This is a genomic window from Poritiphilus flavus (assembly GCF_009901585.1).
Taxonomy (GTDB): domain Bacteria; phylum Bacteroidota; class Bacteroidia; order Flavobacteriales; family Flavobacteriaceae; genus Poritiphilus; species Poritiphilus flavus.
In genome coordinates this window covers 470,813-496,600 of record NZ_WXYO01000002.1, presented here as the reverse complement: position 1 = coordinate 496,600, position 25,788 = coordinate 470,813, and the positions used below count along the sequence as shown (strand labels likewise).

Sequence of the window (25,788 nt, the reverse complement as noted above, 5' to 3'; positions counted from 1 at the left end):
ACCATCTCGCCCCAATAAACATCTCTAAGTCTCACAAAAAATGTTTAGCATTCAAAATGCTATTTACTTTCTATATATCCGGTTCCAAGCGTGCAACAATGATTCTTTTGAACTAATTATTGACGAATTCTCTGTCCTTCTTCAAAATAATCAAAAAAGCACATTTTTTTTTACGGATCATTGCGATTTCAACAAAAAGTCAGGCGATATCACGAAAATTTACGAAACCGTTTTCGTAAGAATTTCGACGATTGTGATCTTAAGATTTAAACACTTGATTATCAAATTTTTAAGTCCTTTTAATATTTATCTATTCCACTCTCGCTAACACGGTCTGCCATCTCCCTGAATTGTTAAAATGTCGTAAGAGGCCATAGCTATCAAATAATTTTAGACTGCAAAATAGGAGCTACCTGCCCATCCTTTTACAAACAACTCAAGCAGTAATAATCAAAATATTCTAAAGTATGATCGCAAAATATTTTAGCCTCGCCATCCTACTCCTGACCTTGATGCCAAGTCTAAATGCCCAAACGATTACTGGAAACGTAAGAGACGCAAGTGGGCCACTACCAGGAGCCACGGTTTTAGAGAAAGGAACACAGAATGGAACCCAAACGGACTTCGACGGAAATTTTACCATAGAAGTATCAGATTCCAATGCAATTCTTGTGATAAGCTATATAGGATATGCCACACAGGAAAGCTCATTGAACGGCAGGAACGATCTGAGTATTGTTTTGGCAGAGGATGCGCAAAGTCTTGATGAAGTAGTGATCATTGGTTACGGCCAGACCCAAAATAAGCGTTTGGTGACCACGGCCGTTGCAACGGTAAAATCCGAGACCATAAAACAACTTCCTATATCACAGGCTGAGGCAGCCTTGCAAGGAACTATTCCGGGGGTTGTTGTTCAGCAGAACTCCGGATCTCCGGGTTCCCCTCAGACCGTTAGAGTAAGGGGAATTGGAACACCGAACAACTCTAATCCACTCTTTATTGTGGATGGTATTCAGGTGCCTAACTTAAGCTTCTTAAATCCCAACGACATTGTATCCCAAACTGTTTTGAAAGATGCAGCTTCAACGGCTATCTACGGTTCAAGAGGAGGTAACGGTGTAATTCTGGTAGAAACTTTGAAAGGACAAAAAAGGGACATGAAGCCACAGGTTTCCATAAATACTTTTTACGGTGTCCAAAGCCTGTTCAATAAGCCTAATTTGATGAACAGGGACCAATATTTGCAATACTACAATCAAGGTGTTGAGGCTGTAAACGGAAATACCGCGCCCGGATTCAGAGGTGCATTTACCGATGCGGAAAGGGCCTTATTACCAGATACAGATTGGTATGATGTGGTTTTCGATGATGCGCTCATACAAAACGTATACGGATCTGTTGTCGGCGGCACAGATATACTTTCATATTCCCTGTCCGGCGGTTTTTTTGATCAGGAGGGCATCTTGGGAGGAGAAGGAAAGTCTGAGTTCAACAGAAGGAACATCAGGGCTTCACTCAGCATTGATCTGACCGATAAGATTACACTCGATGCTTCCGCTCAATATCAGTTCTCTGAACGCTTTACAATTCCCCAAAATACGGGAGGCGCGGGTGTTGGAATAAGCAGCTTCATCAATGCCCTACCCCCTATTTATCCCGCATTTGACGAAGAGGGTAACTTCTTTAATCCCTTCATCAATGGTGGAACACCTGTTGCAAATGGAGTCCCGATAAATAGTCTGGGGGCTGTTACAAATCCCCTGTTCTCCATTGCGATAAGTAACAATGAAGCAACTCAGGATGCTACCAACCTCAACCTTTCACTTAATTATGACCTAACGGATAATCTCAGATTCAGGGGATGGTATGGGGCCTTTAGTAATTTTATTTTTAATCGAAGTTTTACGCCACTTCTGGTGCAACCGGAACAGCAGTTCAACACTTCTCCTTTTGTCAATTATACAGAAATTAAAAGTCGTCAACAAAACAGGCAGTGGGGAGGTACTATTGAATATGATTTTGGCAGGTTTTTAAATCAAGATCACAATCTAAATGTCCTTTTAGGATACGAAGCAGTGGAAACTACCTTCATTGGTGGTGATATTATCAACGACACCGGGTCTTTTCTCACCAATGATTTTGATAAAGTAAACTTCGCCCTTTCGGAAGATATCACGGATGCGACTGTCGTACCCGGAACTACTTTTCCAAGAAATATTGAATCATTTTTTGGAAAAATAGATTACAATTTTAAAGAGAAATATCTCTTCAGTGCGGTATTGAGGAGGGATAATTCGTCCAGTTTTGGTCCGGACAACAGAGTAGGTTGGTTTCCTGCAGTTTCTGCGGGATGGGTGATTTCGGAAGAGGAGTTTTTGACGGATTCCAAAGCCATTAATTTATTGAAGCTAAGGGGGGCATGGGGTATAAGTGGCAACGACCAATCTTCCTCTCCCTTTGCATACGCCGCCACAGTAAATACCCAAACCAGTTATGCCGGTCAGCCCGGAATCGCACTGACCAGTCTTTCCAATCCCGTATTGGGCTGGGAAGAGTTAACCCAGTTCAATGTTGGTCTGGATATTAACGCGCTTGACAATAAGCTGGGTATTACCCTGGATTATTACATTAAAGAGACCTCGGATATTTTGCTGGGAGCCACCACTCCCCTGACCTCCGGCTTGAATCCGGCAATTGAAAACACAGGTTCTGTGGAGAATCGCGGCTTTGAAGTCCTGGTTTCATATCGGGAAAACTACGAAAGTGGATTCGGATGGAATATAGGGGCGAATTTGGGTTTGAATAAGAACGAAGTCACGGATTTAGGGGAAACCTCCTTTATTCCCGGCGCCCAGTTAACCCCACAGTTCAATGACTTCGCCACAAGGACTCAGGTAGGGGACCCCATAGCCAGTTTCTATGGTTTTGTGGTCGAAGGAGTGGATGCACAGGGAAACCTGATTTTTGCCGACCTGGACGACAGTGGCAACAACCAATTGAGCCCGGACGACGGAGATAAGGCCATAATTGGCGATCCCAATCCGGATGCTACCGTAGGTCTCACCTTGGGTATGAACTATAAGGGATTTGATCTTTCCGCTTTTATGTCCGGGACCTTAGGTAACGACATATTTGATGCCACCATCAGATATGATGCATTGGGAACCAACAGGCCCGCAGCATATATTACTGAACCGGGTGCACCAAGGAATATTGTTGTCAGCGCCTCCCCAAACGGCGAGCAATTGATATCGGATTTTCACGTGCAGGATGGCAGTTATCTCAAAATGAAAAATGTCTCCCTGGGGTATAGTCTTCCTGAAGAAGTGATCGATCGCCTGGGACTAAAGAGGCTGAGACTCTACGTATCCGGTCAGAACCTGTTTGTCCTTACAAATTACAATGGCATAGACCCTGAGATCGGTCAGAATAACACCGGATCACCTTTAAATATTGGTATCGACCAGGGGTTTTTCCCTCAAGCCAGGCAGTTCATTCTTGGACTTAATATTGATTTTTAATCATCCAAAACCCAAAATATATTCGTGATGTACATTAACAGATTAATTCTTATTACCGTCGTAGTTCTGTTCGCTTCATGTGCGGAAATAGATGATTTAGAGCCAGTAACCGAAATCAACGCAGATACTGCTTTTAATACTGAAGAGGATGTTTTAGCGAGTCTGAATGCCGCCTATGACCCCCTGCAATGGCAATCGGTTCTGGGTCAGAATACTTTTCCGCTACTTTCGCAGGGTGTAAGAGCAGACGACCTTCATTCCCAATCCGCAAGTTTTTGGGCTATTGGAGCACAATGGGATCAGTTTAGTACTATAATTCCCTCTTTGCCATCGGTGGCTGCACTTTGGAGTAAATGGTATCGGGCAGTGGGCAGAGCCAACTTCACTATTGAGCTTGCGGAGAACTTTGATAATTATGAGACTGATGGTCTTCAGCAACAAATCGTCGGAGAAGCCAGATTTTTAAGAGGCCTGTATTATTTTGAACTGGTACGACTATGGGGTGGTGTGCCATTATTTGAGGAACCTATTACGTCTTCCGAACAAGAGATCTTTAAACCGCGTTCTACCGCCGCGGAGGTGTATGCTTTAATAGAATCGGATCTACAGGCGGCAGCCAACGTACTGCCGGATAAAGGCGGAGAAAGAGTACAGGGTTCTGCTACTTCCGGAGCTGCTTTGGGGCTTTTGACCAAAGTCTATCTGTATCAACAAAAATGGTCTGACGCCGTGACAAGTGCAGAGCGGGTAATGAATCAGGGAGTATACAGCCTTGAAGAGGATTTTAGAAACAATTTCTTGCAAACATCCGAATTTGGACCCGAATCGCTGTTCGAGATCAATTACCAGGACGGTCTTTTCGCCGGTGGATTCGTCAATACGAACCAACAACAGGAAGGCTCCGCGATGTGGCGATGGTCCTTCCCTTTTCTTTCGGGTACGTATCCTTCTTTCAACAATTTTATCCCCCGTCAGGATCTGGTCGACTTTTTTGATGATAGCGACCAGAGGAAGGCAGCAACCTTTTTATTGCCCGGTCAGGTTTTGAACTCTCCAGGATTGGCAACTCTTGGGTTTGACCCGGTACCTGACAATTTTGGTTATGCCATAGGGGTGAACACCGGAGCGAAAAAATACTTCCTGACCTTTGAAGAGGTACAAGAACTATTGAATGTTGAGGGATCTCCCCTCAACGAAAAAATATTGCGTTACGCAGAAGTTTTGTTAATGCATGCGGAAGCTTCCCTGATGGGAGGAGGGGGTGATGGACAAGCCTCGTTTCAACAGATCACAGACCGGGCATATGGACCGGGAAATCTCGCGGCACCCGCCTATACCATTCAAGGTGTCCGCGATGAACGACGCAGGGAATTGGCTACCGAGGGATGGAATCGTTTCACGGATTTGGTTCGTTGGGAGAATTTGGACGGAGGCGGGGTAATCGGACCTGCGCTTCAAGCAATAGGAAAAACGGACTTTTCGTCCCCCCGTGATTTGCTTTTGCCCATACCACAACAGGAAATAGACACTTACCCGCAAGGGATGCTAGAACAAAACCCCGGATATTGATATATGAGGACCAAAAATAATACAGGACAGATGAAAACAAAGACTAAAACCTTACAGTCCACTGGAGGGTGGATAAGTGCAATTTTGATCCTCATTATGTTCATTTCTTGTGAGGAGGAAAAGCTTTTTGATGATCTTGACAAAGTTTTGCCGTCCTATGTAGACGGTATTCAAAATCTGGATGAGGAAGGGATCGATTGTGGTGGCGGATCTGGTGTAGCCTGTCCCTCATGCAGCGATGGAATACAAAATCAAGGAGAAGAAGGAATTGATTGTGGCGGACCCTGTGAAGTCTGTATTCCAACACCAAGGGCTGATGAGTTGCAAAATTCAACTTCACCTTATTTCTTTACTTTTGAGGCAAACGATGCTGCATCAGGGCGCGACTTACTTCCCCTGCCTCAGAACGCCCAGGGAGTTACTTTTAATTTAGGTGTTGCTGATCCTGCAGGAGGTGACGGACTGGTAGGTCAGATATTGAGGCCGGAGAACGGGCCCTTTGGTGGCTTTGAGGATTTTAAGTTCCAGCCACAACCAAACCCCATTGACTTTTCTTCCTATAACAAGTTCACTATGGATGTATACATCCCATCCAGTAATGATTTTTCCGGTAACCTTGAGCCCATGGTTGAAGTGATACTGCACGATAATATCGATGGTAATTTTTTCCAACGATGGACGATTTTACCACTGACCATGGAGGAATCGGATTTTGATTCCTGGGTTACCTTAAGGTTCGATGGAACCAATGCCGTTTCGGCTAATGACGGCACACTTTTAAGTGATAATATTACTTATGATAACATTACCTTGCGCTTTGGCGGTAGTGGTCATCCGGAAGCAGGGGAATTCTTTGTTCGTGATTTACAGGCCGTCACATCATTTATTGCGGACGGAACCCCCAGGGCCGATGCCTTAGCCGGTTCCGGGCTACCCTTCTTCTATACCTTTGAGACCGGTGATGCGGAATCCGGACTTGATCTGCTGCCGCGTCCAACGGATCAACAGGGCGTGGTCCCCACTTACAGAGTTTCTGACCCCGCTGGCAGTACCGATGCGGTAACACGTATCCTAAGACCTGAAAACGGACCCTTCGGCGGTTTTGAAGACTTTAAGTTCCTGCCACAAGCTGAAACGATCGACTTTTCGGTCTATAACAAATTCAGCCTGGATGTATACATACCTTCGACCAACGACTTTTCCGGAAATCTGGAACCCCTGGTAGAATTAATATTACATGATAATGTTGATGGCAATTTCTTCCAAAGATGGACCATCATTGCAGTGACGATAGACCCTTCGGATTTTGATAAATGGGTAACCCTAGAATTTGACGGTACTACAGCCTTATCAGCGGCAGACGGCACCACACTGCTACCAGACAATGATACCTATGATAATTACACTTTGCGTTTTGGTGGATTTGGACATGTGGAGGAAGGTGAGTTTTACATTCGGGACTTTGTTCCGCTAATGGAATAAGATCAGTAGCAAACCATTGGAGAAGAACAGCTTTACTCCCAATGGGAAGAGAGAAAGAACAAATTTGTTTAGTTAATTTTTCTTTGGGATTAGGGAGAAGTTACCATTTTACGCGCTTCTCCTTAATTTTTTGAGATCCTATAACACCAGAAGACGGTGATCGCAAATTATAACATAAAGAACTAGATGGTTGCATACAAGATAAACAGCCTGGCCTATCTTTTTATATGGCTTTTGTTGGTACAGTGTTCGTCTGACGGGTCCAATGAACCGATAGTACTTGAGGCTTCCTGTTTTGATAATGTACGGAACGGCGATGAGACGGATGTAGACTGCGGAGGAAGCTGCTCCAAAGCATGTGAGCCTCAAGAGCCTTTAGGAATTCCCACAACAGGATATACCACACCGCCTGAGTACTCCGGTTATACCTTGGTATGGTCCGATGAATTTGATGGAAATGAACTGGATACCACCAAATGGGGTTTCCATCTGGGTGACGGATGTCCCGGCCTTTGCAATTGGGGAAATAACGAAGAGCAGTATTTTACAAACAGCAGGGACAACATTTATTTGGAGCAAGACAATTTGATCTTAACAGCCATTAATGAATTTGTGTCTGGAAAAAACTATACCTCATCCAGAATACATACGGATGATACCTTCGAGTTTCAGTATGGACGAGTGGATATACGGGCGAGTATGCCTTCCGCCCCGGGAACCTGGGTGGCATTGTTTATGCTTAATAAGGACTACACCATAGAAAACCCCGATGATTACTGGCCCAGTGGTGGGGAGATTGACATTGTGGAGTACCTGGGCGAAGATGCCGATAACATTTTGGGAACTGCACACTATGGAACGGATTTTCCGGCAAACCACAATTTTGATTCTGTTGACTTTCCCGCTGTAAACGGGGATCCTTTTGATGAAACCTATTACGTTTTTTCCATAATATGGGAGCAAGACAGAATCTCCTGGCTGGTAAATGACGTGACATATCATACCATAACTCCGGAGACGACCGAAGGCAATGGACAACCCTACCCATTTAACGATGCCTTTTATTTTGTCTTTGCATTATCCGTAGGTGGCAATTTGCCCAATGTATCCCCTTTGCCAGCAGATTTTCCGGACTCACTAATTATAGACTATGTCAGGGTTTTTCAGGAGGAATAAGAGAGGCGAATGGAATATAGTTTGAGGATTTATGGTATTGAGATCTACTGCCAGTTACATGAGTTGGGACAGGCGCCTGCAACAGATGGCATATAGCAGAAAAAAGAACCGGAACAAATTATAAATAAACAGTTTTTTAATATGGTACTTCTTGGAGAAAAAGAATTTTTTAAGGGAATCGGTGAGATAGCCTATGAGGGCAGGGATTCAGACAATCCAATGGCCTTTAAGTTTTACAATCCGGAACAAAAAGTGGCGGGAAAGACCATGAGGGAGCATTTTAAGTTTGCGATGGCCTATTGGCACACCCTATGCGGAACAGGAACTGATCCTTTTGGCCCGGGTACCAAACAATTTCCCTGGTCTACCTCCTCTGATCCGATCAAGGCTGCCATGGATAAAGCCGATGCCGCTTTTGAATTTGCCACAAAAATGGGCTTTGACTATTATTGTTTTCATGATTTTGATCTGGTGGATGAGGCTGAGACACTTTCCGAATCGGAAAAAAGAATCCATAAGATCGTTGATTACCTCAAACAAAAGCAGAAGGATTCAGGAATAAAACTTCTTTGGGGAACCGCCAATTGCTTCTCTAACCCTCGTTATATGAATGGGGCCGCGTCCAATCCTGATTTCAATGTTGTGGCACACTCCGGGGCTCAGGTGAAAATCGCCATAGATGCTACCATAGCGCTGAATGGCGAAAACTACGTATTCTGGGGCGGTCGAGAGGGCTATATGTCTCTGTTGAACACGAATATGAAACTGGAACAGGAGAATATCGGCCGCTTTTTAAATATGGCAAAGGATTACGCAAGAGGCCAGGGTTTTAAAGGGACATTCTTTATTGAACCCAAACCCATGGAACCCACAAAGCACCAATATGATTTTGATGCAGCCACCTCTATAAATTCGCTTCGTGAATACGGCTTGCAAGAAGATTTTAAATTGAATATAGAGGTAAATCATGCGACTCTGGCGCAACACACCTTTCAACATGAGTTGCAGGTTGCGGCAAATGCAGGAATGTTGGGCAGTATTGATGCAAATCGTGGTGACTACCAAAATGGATGGGATACAGACCAGTTTCCCAACAACGTTCTGGAAACGGCAGAGGCTATGCTGGTGTTCCTAAAAGCTGATGGCCTGCAAGGGGGAGGTATAAATTTTGATGCAAAGACCCGACGAAATTCAACTGACCTGGAAGATATCTTTCTTGCACATATCGGGGGAGCGGATACTTTCGCCAGAGGATTATTAGTTGCTGAAGCGATAATCCAAAGGTCGAACTATGGATCATTGCTGGAGAATCGATATGCATCGTTCAACTCGGGTAAAGGGCTGGATTTTGTACGAGGTAATTTGTCTTTGAACGATCTATATGATCACGCCAAGCTTTCCGGAGAGCCAAAACAAATTAGCGGAAAACAGGAGCTGTACGAAAACATCCTGAATCAGTATATCTAAAGCAATACATGGAAAGAATATCGGTAATTTCAGTTTGGCGAGAGCTGGGCTACTTCAGTTTTGCGTTGAAGGGACTTTTTGTCAAGGAAAGCTTATATGACATAGTTGTGGTACATTCTATATTTTTAATTGCGGCTTTTGAATTGTTAACATCTTACTTTTCCGGATAGGAGTTTAATTATGAAGAAAACTTCAAAAAAGACATGGTTCATAGCCTTTGTTGTATCGCTGGGAGGATTTCTTTTTGGTTTTGACGCCGGAATTATTTCCGGTGTGATGTCGTACGCCGGACCAGAATTTGACCTAAATGATATACAATCCGGCTGGGTGGTCAGTTCCCCATCCTTTGCGGCCATGATTGCCATGCTCATTTCCGGGAGGTTAAGTGATATTGTGGGTCGGAAAAAAGTGCTGTTGATGGTAGCGTTTTTATATGCACTCTCTGCTGTACTATCCGCCTATGCCCTGTCCTACAATATGCTGTGGATTGCAAGAATGATAGGGGGATTGGCCTTTGGGGCAGCCCTGATCTTGGCTCCCACTTATATCGCGGAGATCTCCAGTGCGGAAAACCGTGGCAAACTGGTATCGATCCAACAATTGAATATTGTGCTCGGTTTTTTTGCCGCATTTTTGTGCAATTACTATTTGAATGAACTCAATACCTCCTCGAGCAGTTTTTTGACCGATGAAACGGTATGGCGCTGGATGCTGGGTGTGGAACTGATCCCTGCCCTACTCTATTTCTTCATGCTTTTCTTCGTTCCAAAAAGTCCCAGATGGTTATTTCTAAAACGTAAGATCGAAGAAGCGAAGTCTATTTTAAGAGACCTGCACGGCTCCCTAAAAGCCAAATCCGAAATCGAATCCATAGAAAAAAATATAACCAAAGAAAGTACTAAAGAAAAGGTCCGGATATGGGAATTGATAAAACCGGGGCTAAGATTCATCTTTTTTGTAGGACTTAGCCTGGGAATATTGCAGCAAATCACCGGTATCAATGCGATCTATTTTTACGCTACTTCCATTTTTAAACAAACCGGTATAGGCACAAACGCGGCCTTTGCCTCTGGTGTCCTTTTAAGCCTGACAACTGTTGTTTTTACCTTTGTGGCCATATTCCTTATTGATCGGATGGGCAGGCGCCCCCTATTGCTTACCGGAATCGCGGGCATCGCTCTTAGTATGCTTTTATGCGGTTATGGCTTTAATAAAGCTACATATCAACTGACCGAGGAAGAAGTGAATTCCATATCCGCGCTGGACCCATCTAAATTGAGTACAATAGTGGGTAAAACTTTTGAAAGTGATATTGATTTCAAAAGGGCGATGAAGGAAGCATTGGGGACACAGATCTACGCTAAAAATGAGGGAGCGATACTTGAGGCTGCCACGGATATGAATGCTACTTTGGTGTTAGTCGGAATTTTGGGCTTTATCGCTTGTTTTGCATTCTCACTAGGTCCTGTAATGTGGGTTATGCTTTCCGAAATGTATCCCAATAAATACAGGGGATTGGCCATAGGGGTCATCGGTTTCGTCAACTCCTTCTCAAGTTGGTTGATTCAACAAATATTTCCCTGGGAGCTTTCCAATCTTGGCAATGCAATGACATTCCTGATTTTTGGTATAATAGCACTAATAGGGTTTTTCATCCTATTCAAAATATTGCCAGAGACCAAAGGAAAATCCCTGGAAGAACTTGAAGCTGAATTGATAAAAAAATGAATGCAATACAGAATCCAATATTAAGAGGTTTTAATCCGGATCCGTCAATTTGCCGGGTAGGTGATGATTATTACATTGCGACTTCCACATTTGAATGGTTCCCCGGTGTTCAAATCCACCATTCTAGGGATCTCAAAAACTGGAAACTTGTCGCAAGACCCCTCAACCGTATTTCACAATTGAGCATGAAAGGTATCCCGGATTCCTGCGGGGTATGGGCGCCTTGTTTGACCTACGACAAGGGTGTATTTTACCTGGTATTCACCAATGTGAAATCCTTTGACGGAGTATGGAAGGATACGCCAAATTATATGGTAACTACAACTGACATATTAGGTGATTGGAGCGAACCCATATATTTAACTTCCCGGGGTTTCGACGGATCTCTCTTTCATGATACGGACGGAAAAAAATGGTTTGTAAGCATGCGGGTAGATCACCGAAACGGCAGGTTTTTTGGTGGGATTGAAATGCAGGAATACGACCCAATTCAAAAAAAATTGATCGGAGAAGTGTACTACATAACGAAAGGCACTGATCTTGGTCTGACGGAGGGACCACATCTATACAAAAGGGACGATTATTATTATATAGTCCTGGCAGAGGGTGGTACAGAATATGGGCACGCCATGAGCGTAGGTAGAAGTACCTCCATATTTGGTCCTTACGAGTTCCATCCGGAAAACCCCTTTATATCAGCAGCTGAAGATGCAAATAATGTGCTACAAAAAGCAGGTCATGGCGATTTGGTCCAGACGCAAAACGGAGACTGGTATGCGGTTTTTTTGGTGGGCAGACCGCTGTCCACGCATGGGAACTGCACTTTAGGTCGCGAAACTGCCATTGAAGAGGTAATCTGGAAAGATGGTTGGCCCTGGCTGAAATGCGGCGGTAGAATCCCTAGGGAGCAAATTCCTATGTCCGGGCTAGCGGAATATGTCTTTGAAGGATCCAACGAAAAAGTTCATTTCAACAATGGCAGCATCCCTATTGAGTTTCAGTCCTTAAGAATTCCTGTTTCATCCGAATGGTGCGATCTTACCGCAAGAAAGGGATTTTTGAGACTCTACGGGAAAGAGTCCTTAACCTCCTTGCACAATCAAAGTCTCCTGGCCAGGAGAATACAGGATTTTCATGTAGTTGTTTCTACAGAACTTGAATTTCATCCCAAAAACATCCATCATATGGCAGGCCTTGTATTTTACTACAATGCCGGCCACTACCACTATGCCTGTGTAACCGCAAATTCCAGTGGCACTAAAAAGTTTTTGAGCGTATTCTCTTCTGACAATTATAAAATGAGCTTTCAAGATGAATTGAAAGACATTACCGCTTTTGATTCCATTGTAATCCGCGGTGAAATGAATCGGGATCAATTGCAGTTTTATTACAGCACGGATGGGATAAATTTCATGTCCATAGGGAAGGTACTTGATGCCAGCATCTTGTCCGATGATCACGTCAGGAATGGAAGAAGCCGATATCGACCGGCCTTTACAGGGAGTTTTGTCGGAATGTGCTGTCAGGATCTGGCAATGAACAGCCATTATGCGGATTTCAAATGGTTTTCATATAAAGAAATCAAAACAGAATAGCTGTGAGCCTTGGTCTCACCCATAGACCAATCTTGCAAACTTTAGAATGATCGTTTCATTCTTTTAAAGTCATCTTGGGTTCAAGCCCACTGAAAAAATTAAAAATTTAAGTCATGAAAAAACCAGCATTGATCTTTTTTGGTCTTGTACTTTTGCTTTGCTGCGTGGATAAAAGGGAAGAATCCCGCAGTGAACTGCACACGGAAATAGAAAACCCACAAAGGTCATTGGCCAAATTCGAACCCAAAAAAGGTGTATTGCTTTTTGTAGGACAGGAATTGGAAGCTGTTGGTGGCCTTGAAAAATACGATGACGGTTATCTTGATCATTTTGCAAAGCCAGCAGGATGGACTACCTATACCAACATAAACCCGGGAGCAAACTCCTTTGGACGTACCCAGAAAGGTTTGGATGGCCTGTTTGAGACCCATGATTGGGGTGACAACGACTACAATGCCACTTTGCAACATAATGACCCGGATTATTCAAATATGGCCATGGCCATAGGACTCCAATTTGTTGACCACGAAGAGAAGGTGGCAGATGGTACCCACGATGTCTTTATAGACAGGCTTGGAGATTTTTTACTGTCTCTGGGAAGGCGCCCTGTTTTTCTGCGGATTGCCTACGAATTTGATGGAGATCCCTGGAACCATTATGACAGGGAAACCACTATTAAAGCATATAAAAGAATAGTAGATAAGTTACGGGACAAGGGAGTTGAAAATACGGCATATGTCTGGCAGTCCACCGGTTTTATTTCAGGTCAGGAGCATTTGGAAGGCTGGTATCCCGGGGACGACTATGTGGATTGGTGTGGAGTGTCCTTTTTTAACCGATGGAAGGAAATTGAAATGTTTGAGTTTGCCCGAAAAAAAGGAAAACCAGTTTTTATAGCCGAGGCAACCCCTACCATCTCGGATTACGGAGGTAAATTGTATGGCTTGACCAAAGAGACCCAATTAAGCAATCCGGAACAAGCCGAAGAAGCATGGCAAAAATGGTTCTTACCCTTGTTTGATGCCATTGAAGAAAACGCTGACGTCGTCAAGGCAGTACACTATATTAATTGCCACTGGGATTCGCACCCCATGTGGGTGAACAATCCCACGTTTAAAGGGATTGATGCTCGTTTGCACTTAAGTGAATCCATTAGCAGCAGATGGATAGAACGTACTTCAAAGGCTCCATTTATTTTGTCTTCGAAGGACTTGTATGACAGACTTTACAACAACAACCAGAATCAGCGAAAATGAATTTCAAAAAAATCCACAACACTTTTTGGGAACAAGGGTATGTAATCTTTGAAAAGTTTTTTGACGACGCTTTAATGGATAATTACAATGATAAAATATTACAGCACTACGGTGTTAACCCGGATTGGGAACATACTGATGAGTTTATCTCAAAATCCGCGGTAGAAGTTATTCCGTGGTTTCCTTATCGCGATGGTCAGGGTGGTTTTGACGGCATAGATAAGGATAAGATCTTTAATAGAATTACGGACGCCCTGCTCAAAGATGGATGGAATAACCTCTATTGCATGATGATGTTTTCAAAGGCGGGAAGTAAGGGCCAGGCCTGGCACCAGGATTGTCCTCCGGATAACCCCTTAAAATACAATCTCAATCGTCTGGTGTATACACATGACATTACTGATGAGACGGGTGGCGATATTGTAATCATGCCCAAGGCACATAAGGCAGGAATACTTCCTGTGGGTAAGCCTCATGAGGATATAGACGGTCAATTGGTCTTTCAACCCAAGAAGGGAACCGTTGTTTTTTTACACGGCCATTGTTTTCATCGGGTAATGCCGGTAAAAAAGGATAGGATTTCCACTAATTTTAGAGCAGTTCCCCTAGGTACCCCTGAAGACATCACCGATGTCTGCGTCTATAGAAATATGAAGTATCGCTTTTCAACATCAGAAGTGATAGAAGAAAGATCTTAAAGGGGCTGGCTTAATGATGGACAAAAAGATAAAATGGGGAATTATTGGCCTGGGCCGAATTGCAAAATTGTTTGCAGAAGATCTAAAACTCATCAAAGACGCGGAATTGGTAGCCGTGGCTTCGACCGATATGGAAAGAGCAAAGAGCTTTGCAAGGGATTTTGGTAATCCCAAGGCATACGCTTCATACCGGGAGCTTTTTAAAGACGCCGAGGTGGATGTAGTATATATTGCCACTTTGCATCATACCCATTGTCCATTGAGCGTTGAGGCCATGAAGCACAAAAAACATGTCTTATGCGAAAAACCAATTGCTATTAACAAGTCCGAAGCCAGGCAAATGGTGGAAGCTTCTGAAAGAAACAAGGTTTTCTTTATGGAGGCCTTTTGGAGCAGGTTCAATCCGTCCATCGTGAAGATCAAAGAACTGGTTTCCAAAGGGGAAATAGGCAAATTGAGGTACATTAGTGCTGAATTCACTTTCTATAAACTGGACGAAGATCCCCAATCCCGCTTATTAAATGTAGATCTGGCCGGAGGTTCCCTTATGGACATGGGTGTTTATCCTGTATTTTTGAGCTATTTGCTGCTGGGAAAACCAAAGGAGATATTGGCAAGATCTCAGTTCTTAAAAAGCGGAACTGAAATTCAAACATCAATGATATTTCAATATGAAAATGCACAATCGGTTCTGTATAGCGGTTTTGCGAACAACACAGATATGAAGGCAAAAGTATGTGGTGAAGAAGGTGAAATATTTATTCGGTCAATATGGCACGAAACACAAGGTTTCCAAATTGTAAGAAATGGTACTAGCCAAATCTATGAACTTCCAACAAAGGGCAAGGGATTCGCCCATGAGATAGAGGAAGTTCATAAATGCATAAGAAGCAAAAAGTTAGAAAGTGCTGAATGGAGCCATCAAAACTCCCTTGACCTCATAGGGATAGTAGATGAGATTAGGTTAATTTCAGGTATTAAATACCCTTTCGAGGTCTAATGTATTTCGGATATGTCCAAGTTGACTCTTAAAGACATCGCAAAACACTTTAAAGTTTCAGTATCCACTGTTTCAAAGGCTATTAATGACAGTTATGAAATAAGTGAAAAACTCAAAGGCGAAATAAAGGAATATGCCAAGGCACATCATTATAGGCCGAACAAAGTAGCACTAAACCTTATAAACAGAAATACAAAAACGATTGGGGTGGTAATCCCAAATATCTTGAATTACTTTTTTGTTCAGGTCATATATGGAATTGAAAAAGTAACCGATGAGAAAGGATATAGTATCATTACGTGTATAACCAATCAGTCTTTGGAAAAGGAAAGCAAAACTCTGGAACTGCTAAGCAATGGTTCCGTGGATGGCGTGATAATATCTTCTGCGGCTGAGGAGAATGAATTGCCACATCATGCCCAACATTTGAGGGAATTGTCAGAAAATCAGATTCCAATGGTAATGTTTGACCGGGTAACTAACTTAATTGATTGTGATAAGGTGATCGTGGACGATTTTGAAGCTGGTTATAAGGCAACAAAATATTTTATCCAAACGGGTTGTAGAACAATCGCTATTGTCACCCCAATAGTTGATTCTGTAATAAGCAGATTGCGAATTGAGGGATACAAAAAAGCGTTGACCGAGCACAACATTCCTTTTGATGATAAGCTGGTTGAAGCCACAGATGCTAAAGAAGACCTGGAATTAACATTATCCCTTTTATTAAATTATAAACAGATTGATGGAATTATGGCCCTGGACGAAATTACGGCTGTCAAAGTGATGAGCATCGTGAAATCCAGGGGGTACCACGTACCTAACGACATATCCATAATAGGGTTTACCAATGGGGAGCTATCAAAGTACGTGACACCAGCGATTACAATGGTGAGCCAGCATGGAAGGTATATAGGAGAAACGGTTGCCAAAATACTGATTGATAGGATCGAGAATAAAAACTCAGATGACCATTTTGAAACAAAAACGATAAGGACGAGTTTAGTGGTTCGTGATTCTACGTTAAAATTGGAATAAAGTCGCGACCCCCTTCCTGGAAATACTTCCGGCTTTCTTAGCTCTCGGAAGTCTCCTAACCAACTTCAGATTCGGTCCATAGACCCAACGCATTCTAGGGGTGGTTGATAGCCAAGGAATTTTAATCATGTTGATACGTTAGGCATCCCAATACAACCAATCTCCTTAGATTAACCGGTTTTGCGAAAAGCAATTTGCGTTAAAAATGAAAAGGAGCGTTTTAATATTTGGAGCTTTTTGTGTGGTGATACTGCTGCTGTTTCAACTGGAGCATTGGTCCCTCTTTGTTCAGGCGGGTCCGAAAATCTGTAGGTGAGGTTAGACCATTGAATGCACGAAATCAAGATTAAAGATTTAAACCGTTTTTCAGAAATAATTCACCAAAGCCAGTATTCCATTATATGAAATAACCAAAGAGAAAAATAGAGCAGCTATGAGACCAATATTGACCCATATGCCCGTTTTGTTTCCCTTCATTAGCTTCTTATTATTTATCAAAAGGATGATCCCTACTATGACCAATGGCAAGACAAAGACATTAAAAATCTGAGATAGTATTTGTATCTCCACAGGGTTAGATCCAAATATTGGAACAATTAACGCGAATAGACAGGCAAAGGCAGTGATACTCTTAAACTGCCTGGAACTGGTGTCTAATTCTCCGGATTGATAGTCCGCGATTAAAATTGGGGCTATCAGTAAAATGGGGAAAATTGAAGAAAGGCCTGCACTTAGGGTCCCAAAGAAGAAAAGGGTCATTGCAAACCTGCCCGCAACCGGTTCCAGGGTATTGACCATATCCAGAACTTCTGTCACTGGTTTACCCTGATGGTATAAGGCTCCGCAAGCGACGGCCATTACTGAAGCGCTTATTAGGAACACCAAAATAGCTGCGGTAATAGCATCTCTTTTCTGTTGCTTGAGGTTTTGTATGGTCCATCCCTTACCCTTTACAAAAAGGGGGCGAGATAGAAAAGTTGCCGCGGCCATTGTGGTTCCGACAAACGCTGCTACCAACATTTTACCGCCTTGTACTTTGGGGATGGTTGGTATAAGTCCGTTTAACACTTCAGATGGTAATGGGTATACCAATAAAAGCGATATCAGGAAAGAAAACCCCATTACGGTAACAAAGAAGACAAGTATTTTTTCAAAAAAGGTGTATCTACCAACTAAAAGCAGCGCATAAAATATAATAGTTACGAAGATCGCAATGCCTAATACCACTTCGTACTTGTACTGTGCAACATTTGGAAAATAAATCGCGAATATCTCGTAAATAATGTTCGAAGAGAGCCCCATGATTCCCATCAGGGAATTCCATTGACCAAAAGCAATTCCTATGATGATAAGAATGGTCATGACTTTTCCCCATTTCAAGTGTCTTTTAAAAGCAAATAGGGCTGTTTCTCCTGTTATTAAGGTGTAATTACCATAAACAAACATGAGAATCCCGGAAAAGAGGCAACTCAGAAACAATACCCATAACAATTGCATGCCATAAGTGCTGCCCGCAACGATCATTGAAGTTATACTACCGGTACCAATGGTATAACCAATAGCAAAGATACCCGGACCAAAAGCCAATATCAGGGCCAGTATTCTTTTCAGGGATGACTCTTTTATTGATCGTTCGCCGTTCACGAAATCAGTTTCGAATTTTATTGATTGTGGTCAATGTAGTCTTGACTAATTTTTCCAGCCCGCCAAAGTCCTTTTTGGACAGCATATCCTTGTCTATCAATTTTGATCCCATACCAACACAGCTTACCCCTGCCTCAAACCATTCTCTAAGATTTTCTTCAGAGGGTGTCACACCTCCGGTTGGCATGATAGGGACTTTGGGATATACGGCCTTAACGGATCTTACAAAACCGGGACCCAATACGTTACCCGGAAAAGCCTTGACAATTTTGGCTCCCAGTTGAAGCGCCTGATAAATCTCGGTAACCGTGGCGCAACCTGGTATCCACAGCAAGTTTTCTGCTTTGCAGAAGTGGGCTATTTCCGGAATCATTGCTGGTGAAACAATAAAGCTTGCACCTTTTGCCTTGAATTTTTTTGCATCCTCAGCCGAGAATATCGTACCAATACCCAATATTAAGTCATGGTATTTCTTAGCATGATGCATCAAAGTACCAAAAACTTCCAGCGCATTTTCGCGCCGATCTGTAAATTCAAAAACTCGCACACCCCCTTTATAGCAGGCATCGAGCACTTGTACCGCCACCTCAACATCGGTATGATTGAATACGGGAACAAGACCTGCTTTGCCCATACTCCTTAGTATTTCTTCCTGGTCAACTACTTTCATTTATATGTACTAGCGAGCTACTCGTCCGGAAGCATCCCCACCCATTAATTTATCGACTTCAGCCACCGTTACCAAATTTGCATCACCTTTTATGGTGTGCTTAAGGCAGGAAGCGGCAACTGCAAAATTCAAAGCGTTTTGATCATCTTCAGGGTATTTGAGTAAACCGTAGATAAGACCTCCCATAAAGGAATCCCCTCCTCCTACCCGATCTACAATATCGGTAATCTGATATTCCGGTGATTTAAACATGGTTTTACCGTCGTAAAGCACTCCAGCCCAACTGTTGTGTGACGCTGAAATAGAACCCCTTAATGTTGTAATTACCTTTTTGGCCCGCGGGAATCGCTTCATCATTTGTTCGCAGACAGAAAGAAAGGCCTCTGCCTTAACATGCTCACCCTGGGTAGTGATATCCAGGCCTTCCGGTTTTATGCCAAAATGTTTTTCGGCATCTTCTTCATTACCCAAAACAATGTCACAGTAAGATGTTAATTCAGACATGATTTCTTCCCGTTTTCCATCATCGCAATATTTCCAGAGTTTAGCTCGGTAATTTAAATCTGTTGATATGGTTATTCCCAACTCACTGGCAGCTTTTACCGCCTCCAGACAGGCATCGGCGGCTCCTTGTGAAATCGCCGGTGTGATGCCGGTCCAATGAAACCATTCAACCCCCTGAAAGACCGATTTCCAATCAATCATTCCCTTTTCAATTTCTGCCATTGCAGAATGTGCACGGTCATATACTACCTTACTCCCTCTGCTTACAGCTCCTGTTTCTAAAAAGTAAATACCCAGGCGATCGCCGCCGAAAACTATTTTGTCCGTACCTACTCCCCTCTTGCGCATTTCCATTAAGGCACATCGTCCGATGTCATTTTCGGGGAGGCGGGTAACAAAATCCACCGGCACTCCATAATTGGCTAAAGAGACGGCTACGTTAGACTCACCGCCACCATAGACGACATCGAAATTATTTGCCTGGGAAAATCTTAAAAATCCCTGTGGAGCCAAACGGAGCATAATTTCTCCGAACGTCACAACTTTTTTCATTCTAAAGATTAATTTTTGATTGCTAATTGCATGCTCAGCTAAAAGCCAGGCCGCCGTTTATGTCAATATTGTTGCCCGTTATAAATGAGGCTTCGTCGGAAGCTAAATACGCTACTAAATCGGCCACTTCCCCGGCAGCACCTTCTCTTCGTAAAGGGGTGACAGAAGCCACTTTGGCACGAACCTCATCTTTGGTGAAATCATCGTGAAATTTGGTTCCTATCAATCCCGGGCAAACGGCGTTCACCCGAATTCCCTTTGGACCCAATTCTTTTGCCATTGCCCTGGTGAATGTACTGACAGCACCTTTGGAAGCACTGTACAGGGCTGAGCCCCCTCCACCGCCATCTCGTGCGGCCTGGGAGGAAAGATTAATAATTGAGCCTCCTTTGCCCATTAAGGGTTCAAAAGCCTGGGTTACAAACACCGTGGATTTGAAATTTACATCTAAAACCAAATTGTAAAAGCTCTCATCAAATTCCGCCAGTGTTTTTCTAGCGAAAAGGCCTCCTGCATTGTTTACAAGAATATCAATTTCAGCGCCAAAATTCGCAACGACTTGAGCCTTTAAATTTTCAATTTCCCTGAGGTTGGACACATCTGCTTTAACAGCAATTGCAATCTGCCCCAAAGATTTGATATGTTCAACAGTTTCATTTGCTCCATCCTCCGAATTAAAATAGTTTACGACCACTTTGGCACCTTCTTTAGCCAATTTTATGGAAATGGCCCGGCCAATATCCCTGGAGCCTCCTGTAACTACTGCTATTTTACCTTTAAGTTTACCCATGCTTGTCCAAAACTAAATTCCCAGCCCCTGACCGCCACCTACCTGAACGGTTTCAGCAGTCAGGAAAGCCGCATCATTGCTAACCAGAAATGAAATAACTGCGGCGACATCCTCCGGTTGTCCTAATCTGCCCAGTAAGATATTATTTTTCCAGGAAGCAAAAACCTCAGGCTTGGTAGACTTGATCTGGGTGTGGAACGGGGTGTCAATAGTTCCCGGAGACACCGCATTCACCCTGATCCCATATTCAGCCAGATCTTTGGCTAAGGCCCTGGTAATGGCATGTACAGCGGCTTTTGAAGTGCCATAAATACCGGCGCCAGGTCCGCCGGCGTTCCAACCGGCAATGGAAGTGTAATTTATTATTGTAGGCTTATCACCCTTTTTAAGATAGGGTATGGCTGCCCTTGAACAGAAAAAGGTAGAATCGAGATTCAATGCCATAACCCTGCGATAGAAATCAGTGGTCATCTCTTCAAATCTGGATCTTCCTCCCAGACCGCCGGCATTGTTTATCAGGGCATCTATCTTACCGTATTTTTCCCCTATGCTGCGGATATTTGAATTCACTGCTTCTTCATTGGTTACATCAAACCCATAGTACTCGGCGGCAATGCCTTCGGCAGAAAGTTCTTTTATCCTCTCGGCACCGGCATCGTCCTCTATTCCATTCAAAACTACGGTATATCCATCTTTTCCAAGTCTTTTGGCTACTTGAAAGCCGATACCTCCTGTTGCTCCGGTTATTAAGGCTATTTTTCCATTTGATGTCATGTGCTATTTTTTTATTAAAGTGTTTATTGTATCGAATCCAGTTCGACAGGTTTAATTTTTCTTATTAAAATATATATCGATAGTACCGCCAATGGGGCCAGTACGGCGATTATGATAAATGCGGGGGTGTATGAAACCGTGGTTATTTTTGGAATGAGCCAGTTCATGATAATCACTGAAACTGCCGCTATTGTGCCGGCAAGACCCGCCAAGGTACCCACAGAAGGACCTTTAAGTAAATCACTTGAAAGCGTCTGAATGTTCCCGATCGCAAACTGGAAACCAAATAAGACTACTGCCACGATATAGATAAAGGTCATTGGGTTGTTACCCTTTACAAAGAATATGATGCCCATCAATCCTAAGAAAATCAGTATACCTCCTATGAGAATGGAAATCTTTCTTGAATAGTCTACAGAATGTTTTTCCATCAGTTTACCACAAACCCATCCCCCTAAAATGCTTCCAGCCATTCCACCCAGATAGGAGATCCATATGGTAGAACCGATCTCTTCGATGCTAAAGCCAAATTTTGAGTTCAGGTACAATGGCATCCACCCCACGAACAACCACCAAATAGGTTCAATAAAGAATCGGGAAACCAAAACCCCCCAGGATTCTCTATAACTCAGAATTTTGGCCAGGGAAGAACCTTTCTCCTCGTTTTTTTCAGTTGAAGGTGCAATTTGGTCTGAAAGGATCATGCGTTTTTCTTCATCGGTAATCCATGGATGTTTTTCCGGCTTCGCTTTATTGATGACCAACCAGGGAAGTATCCATATAAATCCGACTAAACCGAGAATGATGAAAGTGGTACGCCAACCAAAATGGGCATACAAGAACGCAATCAATGCCGGAGCAATGACACTTCCCAGCGAGGCACCGGCGTTAAATATTCCCTGTGCGATAGCCCGTTCCTTTATCGGATGCCATTCACCATTGCTTTTTACCGCCCCGGGCCAATTCCCTGCCTCCCCAAGACCCAGCATGGCCCTGACAATGGAAAGTGAAAGAAGGCCTCTGGCAAAAGCGTGAAGTATGGCTGCCGCTGACCATAGGGTTATTGAAAAAACAAATCCTAATCTGGTGCCAATTTTATCGTAGAGTTTACCGGACAGGAATTTTCCAAGCGCATAGGTGATCATAAAAACATTCAACATCACCGCATAATCTGCCTCGTCCATACCCAAATCCTTACCCATTTCGGGCCACATAACACCAAATGCTGTTCTATCAATATAATTGATAACGGTTGCAATGCAGATCAATGTGATTACCCACCAGCGTAAGTTTTTTAATTTCATCTTTTTAAGGTTTTAAGGAAGTATGACAAGAGTTTTCCCGAAAGGCAGAGTGGTTCTTATGGAAACCAGCCTTTTTATCAAACACTTTGAAATTTAAATATGATATATAAATTCTGCAGGCAGGCAGGAATTGATATCGTATTTTGTTTAGTTTGCTTCCCTCCAAATATTTCAAAACAGTAAAAACAAAAGCGTGCAATTTTGATTTTACCCTTAACAATAATCTTTAAACGTTATAACAATACTGATACAAGATCTTAAAATGGGTCTTCATTTTCTCTTTGGCCTTTTTCGGATCCTGTTCCTTTATTGCTTCATATATGTCTTCGTGTTCCTGAATTCCCTGAAACGAAAGGTTGGCATCACAGACATGGTACTTTTCAAAGTTTGTTATGATTCCCGGGGTAATAATCAACATAAAAGTATTCATAGTACTGTTCTTGCTCGCCTGCGCAATAGCCAGGTGAAACAGCAGATCTTCCTGAACAGCATCCTGACCGTTCAAGACCTTTTTCTTATAGGCATCCAAAGCTTCTCTCATTTTGGCCAGATCTTCGTCCGTTCTCCTCAATGCCGCCAAACGCACTGTCTTAAGTTCCAATAGGATCCGCGTTTCTACCAGGGACTTAAAATCGGGGTCTTCCAATCTTAGTATATCCGCCATCATTCCGCTTATCGCAATTTGACCAATATCTGCAATAAAAGTTCCGCTTTGAGGCCTGGACTTTAGAATGCCAAAAAATTCCAACTTTTGAATAACCTCCCTGACATTGCTCCTACTCACACCGAATTTTTCCGAAAGCATTCTTTCGGAAGGCAATTTATCTCCAGGTTCCAGATTTTTATAGTTGATCAGATCCCGCAACTTGGAAATTATCTGTTTTTGTACCTCTCGGTTTTCACTCTTTGTAAGAATATCAACTCTCATAAATTATCTCAATTAATAAATTGGTTAACCAGATTGGTTTATTAAATTTAATCAATTTGCCTCAATCCCAAAAGCATAAGTATTACTATTGTCAACTGATTAATTTTCAGGCTGTTTTTTAAACTATTGGCCAAATAAATTGGCCAATAGTTACAAAACTCAACTAACTCAATGTTCAACCCGTAAATCATAATATTTTACCATTGCCGATGTGCCTTCGTCCTTGCTTATTAAATAATTCCCAGCCTTGAAATAATTTTCAAACACTCCCCACCTTTCCAAATGGATGTCTTCCTTAATGAAGGAATCTGTATTGTTTAAAACCACTTCAATCCTACCTTCGGAAGCAATTACCTCCAGGGAGAACTTTTCAGTTCCCACGGCTTCAGGAAAGGAATAAGGCTCATCATCCTCCCATGCCGATGTGTGCAATATTTCTTCATAGGAAACCCCTGGATCCCTCAATTTTTTGGTGTGCACCCTTACCTGGCCATCATTCCAATAAACCTTTAAAATAGGGGGTGCATTGTTATCGTCCTCTGCTATCAAATCTCGTTGTTCGTTTGTTAGTCTACCATGGATCTGCATAATTATGGTTCGGTACTTATTACCGTTTTCATCTTCAGAAATAAAAGGAACTGAAAGTGTACCGGTCATTCTGCCTCCCTGGGCAAAGGTCCAATTGGTATTATTACTTCCCGGTTCCATTTGTTCCCTCAATTCAGTTCTTGAATAGCTGGAATTGGGAGTGGATGAACCGGGAAAGGTGTAAAATACCAGAGACCCGTCCGTAGAATCGTTATACATGTATGGCAGCAGGGCTTCGTTTGTGGCATAATCCAAAATTTCCGGAGGTTCTACCTCATCGGGTCTGCCCACTGGTAAGGTAACTTTCCAGTGACCTAGATCAATATCCGGAAGCAAATAGGTTGTTTCCTCATTTTCTGATTCCGTATCATTGGTAGCATCTTCTACCTTGTTGCCTTCATCCTGTTCATTTTCCAAGTCCGTTTCAGAAGAAGATTGGCAATTGAACATGTTCAAGACTATAACAAGTAGCAAGGGAAAACTAATTCTATGTGTAATGCTCGAAATCATACTTTTCATTAATGTTTCACAGACAATTCATAAAACTTTACCCGGGCAAAGGCTCCTTCATCCCTGGACTGAAAATAGTTCCCGGCCTTAAAATAATTCTCAAAGATCCCCCAGCGCTTTATGCTTGGGCTATCGTATACGAAAAACTCATTATTATTGAGGGAGACCACCATTTTTCCATCTGATACCTTAACTTCCAGATTAAACTTCCTAAAGCCGACCTCTTCTTCAAAGTTTCTTCCCTTATCGTCCTTCCAGGCTTCTTTGTATAAAATTCCTTTTGCGGAAACCGAAGGATTTACTAACTCCTTGGTCTTTACCCTGATTTTCCCATTTTGCCAATATATTTTCAGGATTGGCGGGGCGTTGTGGTCTTTTTGTCCGATCAGCTCTTTCTGTTCGTCGGTTAATCTACCATGTATCTGTGCAATGATAACTTTATGGTATTTGCCTTTCTTATCCCTGGTAACTTCGTCCATAGCAATCTTCGCTTTCATAACACCTCCATCGGCAAAGGTCCAATTGGTATTATTATCACCCGGAACCATTTGTTCCCGTAACTCCGATCTGGAATATTTTGTATTGGCAGTGGTCGCATTGGAAGGGAAGGCGTAAAACACCAAAGCGCCGGATACGGAATCGTTGTACATATAAGGTTTTAACACTTCGTTGTTGGCATAATCCAAAATCTCCGGCGGTTCCACATTTATCGCACCGCCTTTACCCTGACCTTCAGGAATAGTGACCTTCCAGTGACTTAGATCAATTTTTGGCAGCTTTACCTTTTTCTTCTTTCTTTTCTCTCTCTTTTTTTCAAGTTTACCATCCGCTTCTGCAAAGCCACTTTGCTTGTCCTGGGCAGCGACACCAACAGTGAGAAATGCCATAATTAAAATTGCTCCGGATCTCTTTTGGAATAACTTCATTTTAGAAATTGTTAATGTCCAATATGGTCAAAGCGTTCAACCCTTTAATTCTCTCTTATTTAACCCCC

At 42.8% G+C, this 25,788-nt stretch carries 20 protein-coding genes; 11 read left to right on the top strand and 9 right to left on the bottom strand.

Annotated features, from left to right (window positions below; all coding sequences use genetic code 11):
• Positions 1–467 precede the first annotated feature (467 nt).
• The 11 genes from GTQ38_RS05610 (at position 468) to GTQ38_RS05560 (ending at position 16,530) form a co-directional block, all read left to right on the top strand.
• Entirely contained in the window at positions 468–3,521 is a 3,054-nt protein-coding gene (locus GTQ38_RS05610; protein ID WP_161434493.1) for a SusC/RagA family TonB-linked outer membrane protein, read from the top strand.
• A 27-nt stretch (positions 3,522–3,548) separates the two neighbouring features.
• Positions 3,549–5,090 carry a RagB/SusD family nutrient uptake outer membrane protein gene (locus tag GTQ38_RS05605; protein WP_161434492.1) on the top strand — a complete coding sequence of 514 codons (1,542 nt, stop codon included), beginning with the start codon at positions 3,549–3,551 and terminating at the stop codon, positions 5,088–5,090.
• Positions 5,091–5,120: 30 nt separating this feature from the next.
• The gene (locus GTQ38_RS05600) at positions 5,121–6,572 is read left to right on the top strand and encodes a hypothetical protein (protein WP_161434491.1); all 1,452 of its coding nucleotides are present in this window, start codon (positions 5,121–5,123) and stop codon (positions 6,570–6,572) included.
• Positions 6,573–6,758: 186 nt separating this feature from the next.
• Positions 6,759–7,748, top strand: a complete 990-nt coding sequence (locus GTQ38_RS05595) for a glycoside hydrolase family 16 protein (protein WP_161434490.1) — start codon at positions 6,759–6,761, stop codon at positions 7,746–7,748.
• A 141-nt stretch (positions 7,749–7,889) separates the two neighbouring features.
• The gene (gene xylA / locus GTQ38_RS05590; protein ID WP_161434489.1) at positions 7,890–9,215 is read left to right on the top strand and encodes a xylose isomerase; all 1,326 of its coding nucleotides are present in this window, start codon (positions 7,890–7,892) and stop codon (positions 9,213–9,215) included.
• A 180-nt stretch (positions 9,216–9,395) separates the two neighbouring features.
• Positions 9,396–10,943 carry a sugar porter family MFS transporter gene (locus tag GTQ38_RS05585; protein WP_161434488.1) on the top strand — a complete coding sequence of 516 codons (1,548 nt, stop codon included), beginning with the start codon at positions 9,396–9,398 and terminating at the stop codon, positions 10,941–10,943.
• Positions 10,940–12,538, top strand: a complete 1,599-nt coding sequence (locus GTQ38_RS05580) for a glycoside hydrolase family 43 protein (RefSeq protein ID WP_161434487.1) — start codon at positions 10,940–10,942, stop codon at positions 12,536–12,538. The genes GTQ38_RS05585 and GTQ38_RS05580 overlap by 4 nt, the downstream gene beginning before the upstream one ends.
• A 113-nt stretch (positions 12,539–12,651) precedes the next feature.
• On the top strand, positions 12,652–13,794 hold the full coding sequence (locus tag GTQ38_RS05575) for a glycoside hydrolase family 26 protein (protein WP_161434486.1): 1,143 nt from the start codon (positions 12,652–12,654) through the stop codon (positions 13,792–13,794).
• Positions 13,791–14,492, top strand: coding sequence for a phytanoyl-CoA dioxygenase family protein (locus tag GTQ38_RS05570; RefSeq protein ID WP_161434485.1), 702 nt, complete (start codon positions 13,791–13,793; stop codon positions 14,490–14,492). Before GTQ38_RS05575 ends, GTQ38_RS05570 begins: the two co-directional genes overlap by 4 nt.
• A gap of 13 nt (positions 14,493–14,505) precedes the next feature.
• Entirely contained in the window at positions 14,506–15,492 is a 987-nt protein-coding gene (locus GTQ38_RS05565; RefSeq protein ID WP_317169043.1) for a Gfo/Idh/MocA family protein, read from the top strand.
• Positions 15,493–15,504: 12 nt separating this feature from the next.
• A complete protein-coding gene (locus GTQ38_RS05560) occupies positions 15,505–16,530 on the top strand; it encodes a LacI family DNA-binding transcriptional regulator (protein WP_161434484.1) in 1,026 nt (341 codons plus the stop codon).
• Between the two features lie 366 nt (positions 16,531–16,896).
• Here the strand turns inward: GTQ38_RS05560 and GTQ38_RS05555 are convergent, their stop codons facing one another.
• The 9 genes from GTQ38_RS05555 to GTQ38_RS05515 all read right to left on the bottom strand — a co-directional run bounded on the left by GTQ38_RS05555 (position 16,897) and on the right by GTQ38_RS05515 (position 25,720).
• Positions 16,897–18,174, bottom strand: coding sequence for an Nramp family divalent metal transporter (locus GTQ38_RS05555; protein WP_317169042.1), 1,278 nt, complete (start codon positions 18,172–18,174; stop codon positions 16,897–16,899).
• Between the two features lie 4 nt (positions 18,175–18,178).
• Positions 18,179–18,844, bottom strand: coding sequence for a bifunctional 4-hydroxy-2-oxoglutarate aldolase/2-dehydro-3-deoxy-phosphogluconate aldolase (locus GTQ38_RS05550; RefSeq protein WP_161434483.1), 666 nt, complete (start codon positions 18,842–18,844; stop codon positions 18,179–18,181).
• 9 nt (positions 18,845–18,853) lie between these two features.
• On the bottom strand, positions 18,854–19,900 hold the full coding sequence (locus tag GTQ38_RS05545) for a sugar kinase (RefSeq protein WP_161434482.1): 1,047 nt from the start codon (positions 19,898–19,900) through the stop codon (positions 18,854–18,856).
• 34 nt (positions 19,901–19,934) lie between these two features.
• Positions 19,935–20,690 (bottom strand): SDR family NAD(P)-dependent oxidoreductase, encoded by a 756-nt coding sequence (locus GTQ38_RS05540; protein WP_161434481.1) that lies wholly within the window; start codon positions 20,688–20,690, stop codon positions 19,935–19,937.
• 12 nt (positions 20,691–20,702) lie between these two features.
• Positions 20,703–21,464 carry an SDR family NAD(P)-dependent oxidoreductase gene (locus tag GTQ38_RS05535; RefSeq protein ID WP_161434480.1) on the bottom strand — a complete coding sequence of 254 codons (762 nt, stop codon included), beginning with the start codon at positions 21,462–21,464 and terminating at the stop codon, positions 20,703–20,705.
• 23 nt (positions 21,465–21,487) lie between these two features.
• Positions 21,488–22,768 carry an MFS transporter gene (locus GTQ38_RS05530; RefSeq protein ID WP_161434479.1) on the bottom strand — a complete coding sequence of 427 codons (1,281 nt, stop codon included), beginning with the start codon at positions 22,766–22,768 and terminating at the stop codon, positions 21,488–21,490.
• A gap of 226 nt (positions 22,769–22,994) precedes the next feature.
• Positions 22,995–23,696, bottom strand: a complete 702-nt coding sequence (locus GTQ38_RS05525; RefSeq protein WP_161434478.1) for a FadR/GntR family transcriptional regulator — start codon at positions 23,694–23,696, stop codon at positions 22,995–22,997.
• 168 nt (positions 23,697–23,864) lie between these two features.
• Positions 23,865–24,701 (bottom strand): polysaccharide lyase family 7 protein, encoded by an 837-nt coding sequence (locus GTQ38_RS05520; protein WP_238857803.1) that lies wholly within the window; start codon positions 24,699–24,701, stop codon positions 23,865–23,867.
• 101 nt (positions 24,702–24,802) lie between these two features.
• Positions 24,803–25,720 carry a polysaccharide lyase family 7 protein gene (locus GTQ38_RS05515; RefSeq protein ID WP_238857802.1) on the bottom strand — a complete coding sequence of 306 codons (918 nt, stop codon included), beginning with the start codon at positions 25,718–25,720 and terminating at the stop codon, positions 24,803–24,805.
• Between the last annotated feature and the right edge of the window lie 68 nt (positions 25,721–25,788).